The organism is Anaerosporobacter sp. (genome assembly GCF_965301125.1).
Window position 1 is genome coordinate 1 of sequence record NZ_CBDLAM010000080.1, and the last position, 16171, is coordinate 16171.

The window sequence follows — 16171 nt, forward strand, 5'->3', positions numbered from 1 at the left end:
AAGTAGGATACCTTATAAAATTGTGGATTTTTGTTAATTACTGGTGTATTATATTTATTAGAAATATAATTCATAATGGGGAACCAGTATGGACCAAGAAAGGGAAAATAATTTGAAAATAACAAATATTACAAACTGGAAAGTATGGATCGGCAAGGTTCTTTTAGCTGGTATAATAGCGTTTATTATCTTAAATGTTCTAGCCCAATTTTATTATACACCACCACAAAAAATAGCAACTGACAAATTTGCTACAGATTTTGTTGTAGAGAAAAATTATACAGGGTACATATCGGATGAGGGAATCGCAAAATTTAGAACAGATGTGAATGGCTACAATAATGCCAGTGTTCCGGCTGAAGTGGATGTTCTGATAATGGGTTCTTCCCACAGTCTTGGGTATACAGTAAATCCAGGTGAAAATTTATCATACATATTACAGCAAAAACTAAAGGGCTCTGATTTGAGCACATTCAATGTATACAACATTGCTATGTGGGGACATACCTGGTATGTAAATGCCAATAATTTCGAGAATGCAGTGAAAGAATTCCAACCAAAAAAGTATGTGGTCATGGAAATACATGATCAATTAGAATATACGGAAGAGATATTACCGAAAGTAATCAATCATACACTCGCTAGAGAGAATGTGAATCAAAGTAAATTAGTTTCAACTCTTAAAAAATTTCCTTATTTTCAACTACTCATGCATCAGTTGAAAAATGTTATGAATGTCCAGAATACAACAGATACAACAGAGACAGCAACAGCTGAAAAAGATGATACAAATGCGGATATCTACTCTTCCTATAAGAGCAATCTGGAAACCGTTGTACAAAACATGCAGGAACAGTTGAAACCATATGGAAGTAAACTAGTATTTTACTATATGCCTCATTTAGAACTGGCTAAAGACGGTTCTACGCAGGCTACGACAACGGAATATGTGAAGGCATTTAAAGAAGTGGCAGAAGAGTATGATGTTATCTTTATCGATATGTCAGAAGATTTTACTAACTACTACGAAAAAACAAATCAATTACCATTCGGGTTTATTAATACTGAGGTTGGTGTAGGTCATCTGAATCGCTATGGACATGAATTGGTAGGGGACGCTATATACCAGGCTATATTACAGAATGAAGAATTAGGGGGAAAGTAAGATGACATTTTTGAGCTTTACATTTATTGCATTCTTTGCCGTTGTTCTGATTATTCTATCGCTTCTTAATGTAGGGGTTGTTCGAAATAAGGTTAAGAATATCAACGGACTTCGCCATATTCTCCTATTAGCGGCCAGCTATATCTTCTATGGCTGGTGGGATTGGCGTTTTTGTGGATTACTTCTCTTGTTAACTATCGTTGCTTATGTTACAGCACTCAATATTCAAAAAGACCGCGAAAATAAAATGTGGATTATTATAGGAGTAGTACTTCCATTGATTATTTTAGCGTTTTTCAAGTATTTCAATTTCTTTGCAGAGTCGGTAACAGCCGTTTTAGCCAAAGATGATTGGAACTTAATAAACATTATATTACCACTTGGAATATCATTCTACACGTTCCAGTCCATGAGTTATATCATCGATGTATATCGAGGTAAGATACAAGCATGTGATAGTTTCATTAAGATAGCGCTATATATATCATTCTTCCCACAGATCAGTTCAGGACCTATTGTTAAGGCTTCTTTCTTCTTGCCACAACTAGATGAAGATCGAAGAACTAGTATAAATGGATTCTTTCAGGGAGCTCAGATATTTTTATTTGGTTTTATTAAGAAAATAGTAATTGCAGATCATCTGTCTATCTTTGTTAATGAGGTATTTAACAAACCAGATGCATTTAGTGGTGGCACAATACTTCTTGCAATTATTTCATATTCAATACAATTATATTGCGATTTTTCAGGATATTCGGATATGGCAGTGGGATGTGCTAAGTGTATGGGATATGATTTACCACGTAATTTCAACGTACCATATTTATCAAAAAATGTGACAGAGTTTTGGAAGAGATGGCATATTAGCTTATCTACCTGGCTGCAGGAGTATCTATACATATCACTAGGTGGCAATCGAAAGGGGAAAATACGGACCTATGTTAACTTAATCCTGACTATGACATTAGGAGGATTATGGCATGGAGCGAGTTGGAACTTTATTATCTGGGGATTGTTACATGGAATTGCGTTATGTGTACATAAAATATATAGTAAGCTTCGCAAGAATAAGATAGACAATGTAGTGACTAGTGTGCTATCCGTGATTGGGACATATCTATTTGTGTGTGTTTGCTGGGTATTCTTTCGAGTAGAATCCTTCGGTGATGCAATCAAGATTCTTGGACGTGTTGTAAGATGGGAAAATGGGATACATCAAATGTTCCTTTGGAGTATCATAGCTATTATTATAGTTGTAATTGCGTCAGTTATGGCATACCTTAATGGCTGTAAAATGCCAAAAGAAAAGAAGAAAATTGGTAGCACAGAAGGGTTTTATCCTGTTCTGGATTTATCTAAGTTGATATCGTTGATAATTTTATTTATTGTACTGGGTATTACATTTGGTATAGCATATACAGAAAGTAATCCATTTATTTATTCTCAATTTTAGAAAGCATCGTATTTAGGAAGTAACTTATTTAGAAAGCAACTTAGAGCAATGCAAAAAAAACTTGCTTTTAGATAGTACGGATGTATAATATATAGATATAGAGCTGTTTGCAAGGTTATATTATACTGGATAGAGTTTTATTTCTAGAGGATTGTTTAAAACCAATAGATATAGTAAAAGGAGTTATCACATTAAGTATGCGAAGAAAATTCATATTCTTACGAATGAAATTGTAAGAGGTGTTGTTTTTTTGTAATTAGTGTGAAAACTCCTTTTTTACATATAACATAGGGAAGGAAGGATATTAGATGGATAAATCTCGTAAGTTATTGGTTATCGTATTAGTAGTTATTGGGGTGTTAATATTAGCATCTGATTCTACTGGAAAACGTGTAGATGACGCATTTTCACCAAGCGGTGATATTACCAATATACAAATTGAAAATGGAAATGTAGATCTTAAAATTATAGAGGGAGATACCTTCTATGTAAAAGGTGAGAACTTAGAAGAGAACAGCTATACATTTACGCAAGAGGGAGATACACTTATTATAAAGACAGATAAAAATGGTCTTGACTTTATACATATTGGATTGTTTGAGAACCCAGCAACGCTCACTTTAACTATTCCAAGAGATTTACAATTTGATACCGTTACAATTAAGAATGATAGTGGTGACTTTAATGCTACTACGGGATTACATGCAAAGCAATTTAGTATAATAGCTGGTTCAGGTGATGTAGTTTTGGAAGGAATAAAAACAGAGGTATTTGATAGTAGCGTTGGTTCAGGGGATTTTGAAGTAAAAGATTTGACAGCAAATGATATAGATGCCTCCGTAGGTTCTGGAGATGCTATATTTGGTTATGTTGAATGCGAGAAGATGTCTATGGAAGTGGGATCAGGAGAACTTACTTTTAAGAGTTTAGAAGCAAAAGATTGTGAGTTTGTCCTTGGATCGGGAGATATAGAAGGTAAGAATCTTCAAGTTGTGAATATGACAGCACAGACAGGATCAGGAGATATCGAACTAAAGGGAGAGTTAACAGGTGTTTCTAAATTTACTTGTGGTAGCGGTGATATTGAATTAAATCTTGATGGAGATTTAGAAGAATATTCATTAGAAATTGAGGGTAGTGATATAGAGGTTAATGGGGAGGAATATGATAAGAAATATAAAAGTGATGAAACAATGGATAAACAGCTACATCTAAAAGCTGGTTCAGGAGATATTGAGGTAACGATTCGATAAGATATATCTAGATGATAGTATGCATGAATAGAAAATAGGACTTCTCAATAGAGAGGTCCTATTTTTTAAAAAAATTTCAGGGACATTCTACGTTCCGTAGAGTAAATTCAACTGATAATTTAATATATAAAATGAGGGATTTGTAATAAGAAAAAATGCAGTTTTTGAAGAAGGAGGGTCACTTGAGGAATGCTTGATGGAATAGGTATCGTAAAATATCTTGACAAAATAAATAACTAGGTATATATTATGTATAAATATACATATACATTGAATAAACATATAAATTCGTGTTTGCAGTGAAAAATTTTGCAGAAGAACATATCGTAATTGAATAATTATTTATGAGCAATCAATGGGAGGAGTAGATTTATATATGAACTTAAAAGGACGCAGTTTTCTTACATTAAAAGATTTTACACCAGAAGAAATTACATATCTAATTGATTTAGCAGCAGATTTAAAAGCAAAGAAAAAACAAGGTATTACGGGAAATAGTTTAAAAGGAAAGAATATTGCTTTAATATTCGAAAAGCCTTCCACAAGAACCAGATGTGCATTTACAATTGGTTGTATTGATGAAGGTGGTCATCCAGAATATCTTGGTAAAGATGACATTCAACTTGGTTATAAAGAGAGTGTGGAAGATACAGCTCGTGTACTAGGTAGAATGTTCGACGGTATTGAGTTCCGTGGTTTCAAACAAGATACTGTAGAAAAATTAGCAAAATACAGTGGTGTGCCTGTATGGAATGGTCTAACAGATGATTACCATCCTACACAAATATTAGCGGATTTCTTAACTTTAAAAGAACAATTCGGTCATCTAAAAGGATTAAAGCTAGTATATGTAGGTGATGGAAGAAATAATATGGCGAATAGCTTGATGATTGGTTCTTCTAAGTTAGGAATTGACTTCACAATTCTTGCACCAGAACAACTATGGCCTACGAGCCAATTGGTGGATACTTGTAAGGAGTATGCGAAAGAATCTGGTTCAACAATTTCTATCACAGATGATTTGAATGCGGTAGAAGGAGCAGATGCAATCTATACAGATGTATGGTGCTCTATGGGTGAAGAAGATAAGGCAGCAGAACGTATTGCCATGCTTTCACCATACCAAGTAAATCATACTCTCTTTGCTAAGACAAAGAAGGATTCAACAATCTTCTTACACTGTTTACCAGCAGTAAAAGGTAAAGAAGTAACAGAAGAGTTGTTTGAACAATTTGCAGATGTAGTGTTCGATGAAGCAGAGAATCGTATGCATACAATTAAAGCAGTTATGGTTGCTACATTAGGTGAATAAATATTAGATAAATAAAATCTCAAACTGACGAATGCCAGTGGCTAATAAATTTATAAGTCACTGGCATTCAATGGTTTGAGATTACTTTTTTGGCACTGTATTTATTGTTAAGTTAAGAAGGAAACTTAAGTAGCGTATCCACTTATTGTATAAAGAATTACACTTAATGGATAAATATTAATTTTTCATAAAAACGACATACAATGAGTTGATTTTATGCTATACTAGTAGAAATTGAGCTTTATAGGAATGACTTCGCATTTAAAATTCGTGAAACAATTTCATCATAACATCACCCATTTTGAAAGGAGAAGGACTATGAAAGAATTTGAGTACTCTGATATTACACATGAAATAAAAGAGTTAGCTAAACTCTGTAAGAATAATAGCAAAATTGAACCGGATCTATATGGTAAATATGAGGTAAAAAGGGGTCTTCGTGATATCAGTGGTAAGGGTGTCTTAGCAGGTTTAACAGAGATTTCTGAAATCGTATCTTATACCATAGTAGATAGTGATTTAGTTCCATGTGAAGGGCAACTGTATTACCAAGGTGTTAATGTGAAAGACTTGGTTAATGGGTTTATTAAGGAGAAGAGATTTGGATTTGAAGAAACAGTATATCTGTTGCTATTTGGAGAACTACCAGATAAAGAACAGTTAGATACTTTGAATGCTTTATTAGCTAAGTATAGAGAGGAATTACCTACTAGCTTTGTTAGAGATATCATTATGAAAGCACCAAGTAGGGATATGATGAATACACTAGCGAGAAGTGTATTAACACTTTATTCCTATGATGAAATGGCCGATGATACATCAGTTGAGAATGTTCTACGACAGTGCTTACAATTAATAGCATTGTTCCCATTGTTATCAGTTTATGGTTACCAAGCTTATAGCCATTATCATGATGGTAACAGTTTGTTCATCCATTCACCGCAGCCAGAACTATCAACTGCCGAAAATATATTACATATCCTACGTCCAGATAGCAAATTTACGCATCTTGAAGCAACAATATTAGACCTTGCTCTAGTATTGCACGCAGAGCATGGTGGAGGTAATAACTCAACATTTACAACCCATGTTGTTACTTCATCAGGAACAGATACTTATTCTGCAATTGCTGCATCTCTTGGTTCACTGAAAGGACCTAGACATGGTGGAGCCAATATCAAAGTGGTTAAGATGTTCGAAGATATGAAGGAAACGATCAAGGACTGGGAAGATGAGAATGCAGTACGTCAGTATTTAGTAGATTTACTGAATAAGAGGGCATTCGACAAAGCAGGATTAATCTATGGAATGGGCCATGCTGTGTATTCCATCTCAGATCCTCGTGCTGATATCTTTAAAAGATTTGTTAAGAATCTTTCAGAAGAGAAAGGTTTAGAGAAAGAATATGCCCTTTATAGTTTGGTAGAGAGATTAGCGCCAGAGGTTATTGCTAAGGAAAGAAAAATCTACAAGGGCGTTAGTGCTAATGTAGATTTCTATAGTGGTTTTGTTTATAGTATGCTTGATTTACCAATTGAATTATATACTCCTATTTTTGCAATTGCACGTATTGCAGGTTGGTCTGCACATCGTCTTGAAGAAATCATCAATGGTGGTAAAATTATTCGTCCAGGTTATAAGAGTGTGGCAAAACACAAACAATATAAAACGATGGAAGAGCGTATGGAGAATAAGGAAATATAGATAGTATGGATACTATATGGAGGCAAAAATGAATTGGAATAAGATTATTAAAGATAATAAGCTATTACCAGATCTGATTAATATAGTTTTGGGTATTGCTGTTATCGTATTATTTGTATTGGTTATCTTAAAGCCATCTAACTATGCATTAATGGCATCATTAATGATTGTGGCTGGTATTATGAATTTGAGTAATGGATATAGAAAAGCTCGTGTGAATGGGCAAAAAGGAATAGGATTGTTTTTTAGCATTGTAGGTGTTGTAGTAATTGCATTTGGTATATATTATCTACGAGTTGCATTAGCATAGAAAGAAGAGTTTTAGTATGAAGAGTTTTAATACAAAAACGGAAATACTAACAATATTAAGTAATAGTGATAGTTACGTATCAGGCCAATACTTATGTGAACAATTAGGTGTTTCAAGAACTGCGGTATGGAAAGTAATGAATCGATTGAAAGAGGAAGGATATCAAATTGATTCTGTATCAAACAAAGGGTACCGTTTACTTAGCCAGCCTGACGTTATTACTAGTGAGGCTATTCTTAGTAAATTACAAACAAAATATATGGGGCGACAGGTTTTTTGTTATGATGAAGTAACTTCTACCAATACAGTTGCCAAACGACTAGCTGATGAAGGAAATATAGAAGGAACGTTAGTTGTTTCTGATACACAAAATGGGGGGAAAGGTAGAAGAGGACGTAGTTGGGAATCACCAAAGGGCACGGGAGTGTTTATGACTGTGATTTTAAGACCACAGATAAAGCCCATATACGCCTCAATGCTTACATTAGTTGCTGCCCTAGCGTTAAATGATGCCATTACCAATCTAACAGGCTTAGAAGCAAAGATAAAGTGGCCAAATGATATTGTGGTTAATAAAAAGAAAGTGTGCGGGATTTTGACAGAATTAAGTGCCGAAGTAGATTATATAAACCATATCGTTGTTGGTATCGGGATAAATGTGGGCACGAGAGATTTTAAAGAGGAGTTGAAAGACAAAGCGACTTCGTTATTATTGGAATCAGGTAAATCTATTAACCGTACAGAATTAATAGCCAAGGCTATGGAATACTTTGAAGGCTATTATGAACAATTCCTTAAAACCCATGATCTGAGTGGTTTAAAAGAAGCGTATACTAAGGTATTAATTAATAAGGATCAAGTAGTGAAGATACTTGCCGAGGAGAACTCTTATACAGGAATTGCTAGAGGAATTACGGACGAAGGACATTTGCTTGTCGAAAAGGATAATCATGAACTTGTAGAGGTATATGCGGGTGAAGTTTCTGTTCGTGGTTTGTATTCGTATACGTAACTCGGTTGTCAAAATATAGAGTTTTGCACACCATAGTAACAATTGTCACATGACAATTGTCACGACTTTGTAATCTTGCCTTATATCCGTTGCACAAACAGAAAGAATGAAGTATATTAATGGTAGAAGTAGCGTGCACATTATGATAAGAGTAAAGCATACCCCGAAGCGGGGATATAAGAATAGGAGGCAAAGTATGAAACGTTCAGCAACAGGGTTTATTTGGGGGTTAATTATTATTGCACTTGGTGTGTTAATTGGTGCAAAAGCATTTGGAGCAGATTTTGATATTTTCTTTGATGGATGGTGGACATTATTTATTATCATTCCAAGTGCAGTTGGTCTATGTGAAAGAGGTAACAGAACAGGAAGTGCTATCGGTCTAGCAATCGGTGTTATGTTATTATTATCAGCACAAGGGTTTATGCCTTGGAATATGTTCGGAAAATTAATTGTTGCAGTTATCTTCGTTATTATTGGTCTTAAGTTAATCTTTGATGAAGGTAGAAAGAATAAGAATATAGATTTTAATCAAAATAAAAATGGAACAGATAGTACTTACACATATACGTACGATTCAACAAATGCGAATAATACATCTAATTCAAACAATAACAATGAAAATTTTAATTCAGGCAGTAGCAACCAATATGACAGTAATATAACTGCTATCTTTTCTGGTAAGAACATGAATTATAATGGACAGTATTTTGGAGGTGTTGCTGCTACTGCCGTATTTGGAGGGATTGATCTTAATCTAAAAAATGCAATTATTGATAAAGATGTAATCATCGACGTAACTGCTATATTCGGTGGAATTGATATCTATGTACCATCAAATGTAAGGGTCGTTGTAAATTGTACTGCAATCCTTGGAGGAGTAGATAATAAGACGGTTACTCCTTCTATGGCAGAAGGTATGAATATGCCAACAATTTATGTAAATGGTGCTTGTATTTTCGGTGGAGTTGATATAAAATAGTTTCGCATAGCTGAAAGTCACAGTCCTATGTGCTGGAAGAGCCAAAGTGAAAGGTTAGTGAAATCGTAGCTAAGATTACGATACTTATAGGTGAAATTATGTATCAAGAAAATGTTACTTTATGTGCATCAAGTGCATATGAGCAAAAATATTACTTAAATGATGATTTTAAATCATTACCAGATGCAATTAAAGAAGAACTTCAAATCATGTGTGTATTATATACAGAAGATATTGGAGGAATTCTTACACTTAAATTCGAAGAAGATGGTACATTGGTTTTCCATGTAGAATCGGATGAAGGGGATTTACTATTTGATGAAATTGGTAGTGTACTTAAAATCAAAGAATTACAAAGAACAAAAGCAGAATTATTGGAAGCATTGGAACTTTACTATAAGGTATTCTTCTTAAATGAAGATGTATCAGATTTACTTTAAACATATCGTTACGAATGTAGAAAGGATGAAATGACATGGTTAGACATATTGTAATGTTCGAGTTTGCAAAAGAGGCAGAAGGAAAAACAACTATAGAGAATGCAGTTATTGCTAAAGACCAATTATTAGAATTAAAGGAAAAACTAGATTTTATTCGTCATATGGAAGTTGGTATTAATGACTCAGATGCAGATGACACAAATTATACGTTATGTCTTACTTGTGACTTTGATTCTTTCGATGATTTAAATCGTTATGCAGTTCACCCAGAACATTTAAAAGTGGCTGCGTTTATCGGTACAGTAAAGGTAAGCCGTGCTTGTGTAGATTACGAATTATAGGTCAATATTGTTCTTGACCTAGGAAGGATATAAGACATGTTACTAGTAGTAGATGTTGGAAATACTAATATAACATTAGGAATATTTGATGATAAAAATTTAATTGCTACATTCCGAATGACAACAAAGACTGCTCGTACTTCCGATGAATACGGATTGTTTATACGAGAATTAGTGCTTTCTAGAGAGATTCGACCTGAGGATATTGATGATGTTATTATTTCATCTGTAGTTCCTAACATTATGCATTCGTTTAAGAATGGTATTATCAAATATATGAATATAACTCCAATTATAGTTGGAGCGGGTACGAAGACAGGAATTAAGATTGCTACTGCAAACCCTAGAGAAGTAGGACCAGATCGAATTGTTGATTTGGTTGCAGCATATGAGACCTATGGTGGACCATTAATTGTAATTGATTTTGGTACAGCTACCACATATGACTTAATCTTAGAGGATGGTTCTTTCGTGGCAGGTATAACAAGTCCAGGAATTCGTATCTGTGCGAATGCTTTATGGTCAGATACTGCAGCTCTTCCAGAAGTGGAAATTAAGAAGCCAGATTCTATTTTAGCAAAAGATACAATTACAAGTATGCAAGCTGGTCTTGTTTATGGATATATTGGACAGACAGAATACATCATTAAGAAGATAAAAGAAGAGTCTGGAATTAGTGATATTAAGGTTGTTGCAACAGGGGGATTAGGTAAGATTATCGCTGATGCAACAGAAGAGATTCATATATATGATGCAGCACTTACAATGAACGGGCTTCGGTTGATTTATGAAAAGTGCAAGGGAAGAAGAAGTTAGAAAGGCACGGAACGTGTTATGAATTTACAGATTGGAAAAGTTAATATAGGGGGCAATTTAATAGTAGGACCAATGGCAGGAGTAACTGACCTGCCATTTCGTTTGTTATGTAAGGAACAAGGAGCGGACCTAATCTATACGGAGATGGTAAGTGCCAAGGGAATTATGTATAACAATAAAAATACAGAGTTGCTTCTTGAAGTAAAGGAAGAGGAGCGCCCTGTAGCGTTACAATTGTTTGGAGCTGATCCAGATATTCTAAGTGAGATGGCCAAACGAATTGAACACCGTAATTTTGATATATTAGATATTAATATGGGATGCCCTGTGCCGAAAGTAGTGAACAATGGGGAGGGTTCCGCATTATTAAAGGATCCAAAGTTAGTTGGTGAAATTGTTTATAAAGTATCACGAGCCATCGATAAACCGCTTACTATAAAAATCCGTACAGGGTTTGATGAGACTTGTGTCAATGCCGTTGAGATTGCTAAGGTTATTGAGCAAAATGGGGCAGCAGCAATTGCTGTTCATGGACGTACTAGGGCACAATACTATAGTGGTAAGGCTGATTGGGATATTATCAGACAAGTAAAAGAAGCCGTTTCAATCCCTGTTATAGGAAATGGTGATGTAGCTACAGTAGAAGATGCAAAGAGAATCACAGAAGAAACAGGTTGTGATGGTATTATGATTGCGAGAGGGATTCAAGGGAACCCTTGGTTATTCTCTCAGATTAAAGAATACTTCGCTACGGGTATGATTCCAGAGAAACCAGATGTAGATGAAGTAATTGCTATGATACTAAGACATGCTAAATTACAGATTAAGTTCAAAGGAGAATTCGTTGGTATTCGCGAGATGCGTAAGCACGTTGCATGGTATACAACAGGTTATCCGAAGTCAGCTAAGTTACGTAATGCTGTCAATGAGATTACAAGCTTAGAAGAGCTAGAAGAATTAATGATGCAATATAAGAATATGATTGAAGAATAAATATAAGGGGTGTAGAAAATTTTCTACACCCCTTAATTCTTATGAAAATAGAAAGTTACTAAGGTTCTTTTTCCTGTTATGATTTAGCGAAATAGATGTTTTACAGAAAGATACGCTGGAATTCCATTATTGTACGTTACTGGAACTTCTCCCTGAATCAATGGATAGATATAATCAAATAATTCCTGTGTAATATCATTTCCGGCTTCATTAATCCATTCACGGGGAACGAGTTTTTCTACATTAGCTACATTGGATACATCTGTACTACCATACGTCACTGTGTAAGGGGTATTGCTTGTACGGATTAATGTAGCCATCTTTGCTGTTTTACCTTGAGCTGCAAGTGCGAAAGCTTCTTTTCCTAATTGGTATGCTTCATCAAGATCTGTCTTCGAAGAGATATGAGAAGCACAACGTTGAAGTACATTTAACTCAATGGAACGTACTTTACAGCCAATGGTATTCTTTACTAGGTTTTCAAGGTATTTTCCAGTACCGCTTAACATAACATGTCCGAACTGGTCTGTACCTGTTGAATTTGCTGAGATATATTTGCCGGCAGGATCTTTAATACCTTCTGATACAGCTATAATTACTTGATTACGCTTCTCTAATTGTTCACGAACGTCATTAACAAAGGAGGCTGTAGAGAATGGGCATTCAGGTAGATAGATAAGATGTGGAGCGTCACTGTATTCTGTTCTTGCAAGGGCAGAAGCAGCAGTTAACCAACCGGCATTTCTTCCCATGATTTCTACGATAGATACGCTCTTCGTATCATAGATATATGCATCATGTGAAAGTTCAAGAATAGAAGATGCAATGTATTTGGCTGCAGATCCAAAACCTGGAGTATGATCAATACAAGTTAGATCGTTATCAATAGTTTTAGGAATACCAATAACACGAATATCGATATTATGTTTTAATGCGAAGGCTGATAATTTGTTGACTGTGTCCATAGAGTCATTTCCACCGATATAGAAGAAATATTTTATGTTATAGTTAGAAAACTGTTGAAAGATAGTGTGATAGTCAGAATCGTCAATCTGAGGATCTGATAATTTATATCTGCAAGAGCCAAGAAACATAGAAGGCGTATTGGTTAGAGTTGATAGGTTATTTGCGTCTGTATTAAAAGTTTCCGTCAAATCGATAAGGTTGTTTTTTAGAACCCCTTGTATACCATTTAAGGAGCCATATATTTTGTCAACGGTTGTAGATTGTATAGCTTGATGAATCACACCTGCAAGGCTGGAGTTTATAGCTGTTGTTGGACCTCCAGATTGTGCGATGAGACAATTTATCTTAGGCGACATACTGTTCAAAAACCTCCTGAATTATTCTATAAGCAGACATATAATAGCAGAAAGATAATGTCTTTTCAATATAATCACATTAATTTAGTTATTAAATTAATGTTTAGCATTGATAATTGATATAAAAAACTATTTTAATGACACTTATTTAAAACAGTTGAAAAAATTACCAATTTGTAGCATAATATAATCATAAGAACGAATAGGGATAGTATCTCTCAGATAGCGAGAGTTATGTAAATGTATAATCTTTATGCAACGAAAGGGGTGACTTTGTTGAATTCCTCATCACCAGATTTTAATTTACACGCTATACATTGCCGAAGATGTAAGAAGTTGTTGACTGATAATTATGCGGTTTCACCTCTTTGTCCAGACTGTATTGATAAAGATAAAGAAGACTATCGTATTGTTAAGGAGTATATACAATCTCATGCCAATACAAATGCTTATCAGGTGGCGCAAAATACAGGAATTAGCCTGAAAGTAATTATGCGATTTATTAGAGAAGACCTTGTACAAACTATAGATCCAAATACAAATAGTAAGGAATAAAGAGGAACTGCCATATAGGAAGAAAGAATCTTATATGGTAGTTTTTGTATTATGTGGAAAGACATTAACAGGTTACTAATCTTGCATCTTAAGATACTTATGAGTTATTATATTAAAGTAGCGGATATAGCGGACATTATATAGTTTATAGAAATATGAATATTTCTTTCGTAAGTTAGGAAGAGTAAAAAAATTACCAAATAAAGTTGAAAACTAAAATGACAATTCAACAATGTAACGAAAAAAAGTGTAGATTTGAAAAAATAGTTGCATTTTTGTATCAAACAGTGTACTATACTTATTAGAAAAGACAAATGTGCGTACTGCAAAGACACCTATGTTGTTTTATGGCTTAAAATGTCAGTACATAAAAAAAGATGGAGGAATTCATGATGAGTAGTAAATTACGAGTAGGTATTCTTGGTGCAACAGGTATGGTAGGTCAACGTTTTATCTCTTTATTAGAGAATCACCCTTGGTTTGAAGTAGTGGCAGTAGCAGCTAGCCCAAGAAGTGCAGGAAAGACGTATGAAGAAGCAGTAGGTGGTCGCTGGAAGATGACTACACCAATGCCTGAAGCAGTTAAGAAATTAGTTGTTTTAAATGTTAATGAAGTGGAAGAAGTGTCTAGTAAAGTAGATTTTGTGTTTAGTGCTGTTGATATGACGAAAGAAGAAATTAAGGAAATTGAAGAAGCTTATGCGAAAGCTGAGACACCAGTTGTATCAAACAACAGTGCACACAGATGGACACCAGATGTACCAATGGTAGTTCCTGAATTGAATCCAGAACATTTGCAAGTAATTTCTGATCAAAAGAAACGTTTAGGCACAACAAAAGGTTTCATTGTAGTTAAACCGAACTGTTCAATCCAAAGTTACACACCAGCTTTACATGCATTAAAAGAATTTGGACCAAAAGTTGTGGTTGCTACAACTTATCAAGCAATTTCAGGCGCAGGTAAAACATTTAAAGATTGGCCAGAGATGGTTGAGAATATCATTCCTTTTATCGGCGGTGAAGAAGAGAAGAGTGAACAAGAACCTCTTAGAATCTGGGGTAAAGTTGAAGATGGTAAAATCGTTAAAGCCGATGGTCCAGTTATCACAACACAATGTATTCGTGTACCAGTTTTAAATGGTCATACAGCTGCAGTATTTGTTAGTTTTGAAAAGAAACCAACGAAAGAGCAAATGATTGAAGCTTGGAAAAATTTCAAAGGACTTCCACAAGAATTAGAATTACCAAGTGCACCAAAACAATTTATTCAATATCATGAAGAAGATAACAGACCTCAAATTAAACTTGATGTTGATTATGAAAATGGAATGGGTGTATCAATTGGACGTTTAAGAGAAGATACCGTATATGACTACAAATTTGTTGGTTTATCACACAATACAATACGTGGAGCAGCAGGCGGAGCTGTTTTAATTGCAGAATTATTAAAAGCACAAGGTTATATTGTAGCAAAATAAATAAAAAACAATCCCAAGTAGTATGTACCTATGGCGGTTACGAAATGTACTTCATAGGTATTAAACTTCTTGGGATTATTTTATTATTATTCCAATAGGTATTTAATTAATTTCACCGTATTATCTTTATTAGGTGAGTTAACAAGGACTCCTAAAATAGGTTTTTCCATTGAAGAACCGCTATTCTTATAAACTTTACTATCATCAAGGTAGATTCCGTATGGTTTTTGTGGACCAGATGACTGCTTTCCTTCATCGTCCTCGTCAATGACTGCTCCGGTATAGTATTTATCAGCTAACTCAGTGTAGATATCTGCTGGAAGTAAATCATTTAAGCTAATAAGGTAACCCTCTTCTGTTAGTTTCTTGAAATAGGATTCATCAGAAATAATAACATCGATCTCTTTATTATAAACATAGGCTGTTAGTTTTTGAATAGATGCGTATGAGTTTTGTGTCGTATCGTCATCAGATACATAATAACTGGAATCAAAAGTTATTTTTTCCTTGTCTGAATTTACTTCAAAATGTGTATCTAGATCACTTAAGAAAACTTCTACTTGGTCTTTATCAAAATAATCATTTACTACAGCGATATTCAATATTTGCTCTGGTTTAGGTGTTAATGTTTGATAGACAAGATAGCATATTATGCTCACAGCTAAAATGCCTACAATAAGTATTTTTAGGTAATAAGTATTAAAGTAATTAAGTTTTTCTTTGAAGGACATATCCTTCATTTTTTCACGCTCTGTTTTTTTCTCTCTCTTAGCATAGATTTCAGCAGAATCATCTAATCTGGTTTCTTTCGCCAACGTTCGTACCTCTTTTCTGTATTTTCGTAAGTTCATTATAAATGTTGTTATCAGTTTATCATAACTTGCTAGATAATAAAATAATAAGAATCTAAAAATTATCTTAATAAATAGATTACTTAGTTTTAGTGCAAAACTCTATTTACATTTTCATAGCTTCTTAGCTTACGTACTATGACACGAAACACGCTACACATCTAAGTACTTCTAAGTGTGTACA

General features: G+C 34.3%; 16 protein-coding genes. 14 read left to right on the plus strand and 2 right to left on the minus strand.

Annotation, left to right across the window (positions count from 1 at the left end; all coding sequences use genetic code 11):
- Positions 1 to 88: 88 nt before the first annotated feature.
- The 12 genes from ACW2QF_RS10270 (at position 89) to dusB (ending at position 11781) form a co-directional block, all read left to right on the plus strand.
- Positions 89 to 1165 carry an SGNH/GDSL hydrolase family protein gene (locus tag ACW2QF_RS10270; RefSeq protein ID WP_455715911.1) on the plus strand — a complete coding sequence of 359 codons (1077 nt, stop codon included), beginning with the start codon at positions 89 to 91 and terminating at the stop codon, positions 1163 to 1165.
- A gap of 1 nt (position 1166) precedes the next feature.
- Positions 1167 to 2618, plus strand: coding sequence for an MBOAT family O-acyltransferase (locus ACW2QF_RS10275; RefSeq protein WP_455715912.1), 1452 nt, complete (start codon positions 1167 to 1169; stop codon positions 2616 to 2618).
- Between the two features lie 308 nt (positions 2619 to 2926).
- Positions 2927 to 3871, plus strand: a complete 945-nt coding sequence (locus tag ACW2QF_RS10280) for a DUF4097 family beta strand repeat-containing protein (protein ID WP_455715913.1) — start codon at positions 2927 to 2929, stop codon at positions 3869 to 3871.
- Positions 3872 to 4247: 376 nt separating this feature from the next.
- Positions 4248 to 5183, plus strand: a complete 936-nt coding sequence (argF, locus tag ACW2QF_RS10285) for an ornithine carbamoyltransferase (RefSeq protein ID WP_455715914.1) — start codon at positions 4248 to 4250, stop codon at positions 5181 to 5183.
- A 318-nt stretch (positions 5184 to 5501) separates the two neighbouring features.
- The gene (locus ACW2QF_RS10290; protein WP_455715915.1) at positions 5502 to 6887 is read left to right on the plus strand and encodes a citrate/2-methylcitrate synthase; all 1386 of its coding nucleotides are present in this window, start codon (positions 5502 to 5504) and stop codon (positions 6885 to 6887) included.
- A 28-nt stretch (positions 6888 to 6915) separates the two neighbouring features.
- Positions 6916 to 7197, plus strand: a complete 282-nt coding sequence (locus tag ACW2QF_RS10295) for a hypothetical protein (RefSeq protein WP_455715916.1) — start codon at positions 6916 to 6918, stop codon at positions 7195 to 7197.
- Positions 7198 to 7213: 16 nt separating this feature from the next.
- Positions 7214 to 8209, plus strand: coding sequence for a biotin--[acetyl-CoA-carboxylase] ligase (locus tag ACW2QF_RS10300; protein WP_455715917.1), 996 nt, complete (start codon positions 7214 to 7216; stop codon positions 8207 to 8209).
- A 196-nt stretch (positions 8210 to 8405) separates the two neighbouring features.
- The gene (locus ACW2QF_RS10305) at positions 8406 to 9191 is read left to right on the plus strand and encodes a LiaF transmembrane domain-containing protein (RefSeq protein ID WP_455715918.1); all 786 of its coding nucleotides are present in this window, start codon (positions 8406 to 8408) and stop codon (positions 9189 to 9191) included.
- 98 nt (positions 9192 to 9289) lie between these two features.
- Positions 9290 to 9631, plus strand: a complete 342-nt coding sequence (locus ACW2QF_RS10310; protein ID WP_455715919.1) for a DUF6145 family protein — start codon at positions 9290 to 9292, stop codon at positions 9629 to 9631.
- A gap of 35 nt (positions 9632 to 9666) precedes the next feature.
- On the plus strand, positions 9667 to 9972 hold the full coding sequence (locus ACW2QF_RS10315) for a Dabb family protein (RefSeq protein ID WP_455715920.1): 306 nt from the start codon (positions 9667 to 9669) through the stop codon (positions 9970 to 9972).
- Between the two features lie 36 nt (positions 9973 to 10008).
- Positions 10009 to 10788: a type III pantothenate kinase gene (locus tag ACW2QF_RS10320; RefSeq protein WP_455715921.1), complete on the plus strand. Its 780-nt coding sequence runs from the start codon at positions 10009 to 10011 to the stop codon at positions 10786 to 10788.
- Positions 10789 to 10806: 18 nt separating this feature from the next.
- The gene (gene dusB / locus ACW2QF_RS10325) at positions 10807 to 11781 is read left to right on the plus strand and encodes a tRNA dihydrouridine synthase DusB (RefSeq protein ID WP_455715922.1); all 975 of its coding nucleotides are present in this window, start codon (positions 10807 to 10809) and stop codon (positions 11779 to 11781) included.
- 83 nt (positions 11782 to 11864) lie between these two features.
- Here the strand turns inward: dusB and ACW2QF_RS10330 are convergent, their stop codons facing one another.
- Positions 11865 to 13103, minus strand: a complete 1239-nt coding sequence (locus ACW2QF_RS10330; protein WP_455715923.1) for a 6-phosphofructokinase — start codon at positions 13101 to 13103, stop codon at positions 11865 to 11867.
- A 240-nt stretch (positions 13104 to 13343) separates the two neighbouring features.
- On the opposite strand from ACW2QF_RS10330, the gene ACW2QF_RS10335 reads away from it, so the two are divergent.
- Positions 13344 to 13658: a hypothetical protein gene (locus ACW2QF_RS10335; protein WP_455715924.1), complete on the plus strand. Its 315-nt coding sequence runs from the start codon at positions 13344 to 13346 to the stop codon at positions 13656 to 13658.
- A gap of 392 nt (positions 13659 to 14050) precedes the next feature.
- On the plus strand, positions 14051 to 15136 hold the full coding sequence (gene asd / locus ACW2QF_RS10340) for an aspartate-semialdehyde dehydrogenase (protein ID WP_455715925.1): 1086 nt from the start codon (positions 14051 to 14053) through the stop codon (positions 15134 to 15136).
- Between the two features lie 86 nt (positions 15137 to 15222).
- Here asd and ACW2QF_RS10345 read toward each other — a convergent pair whose 3' ends face one another.
- Positions 15223 to 15951, minus strand: a complete 729-nt coding sequence (locus ACW2QF_RS10345; RefSeq protein WP_455715926.1) for a hypothetical protein — start codon at positions 15949 to 15951, stop codon at positions 15223 to 15225.
- Positions 15952 to 16171 lie beyond the last annotated feature (220 nt).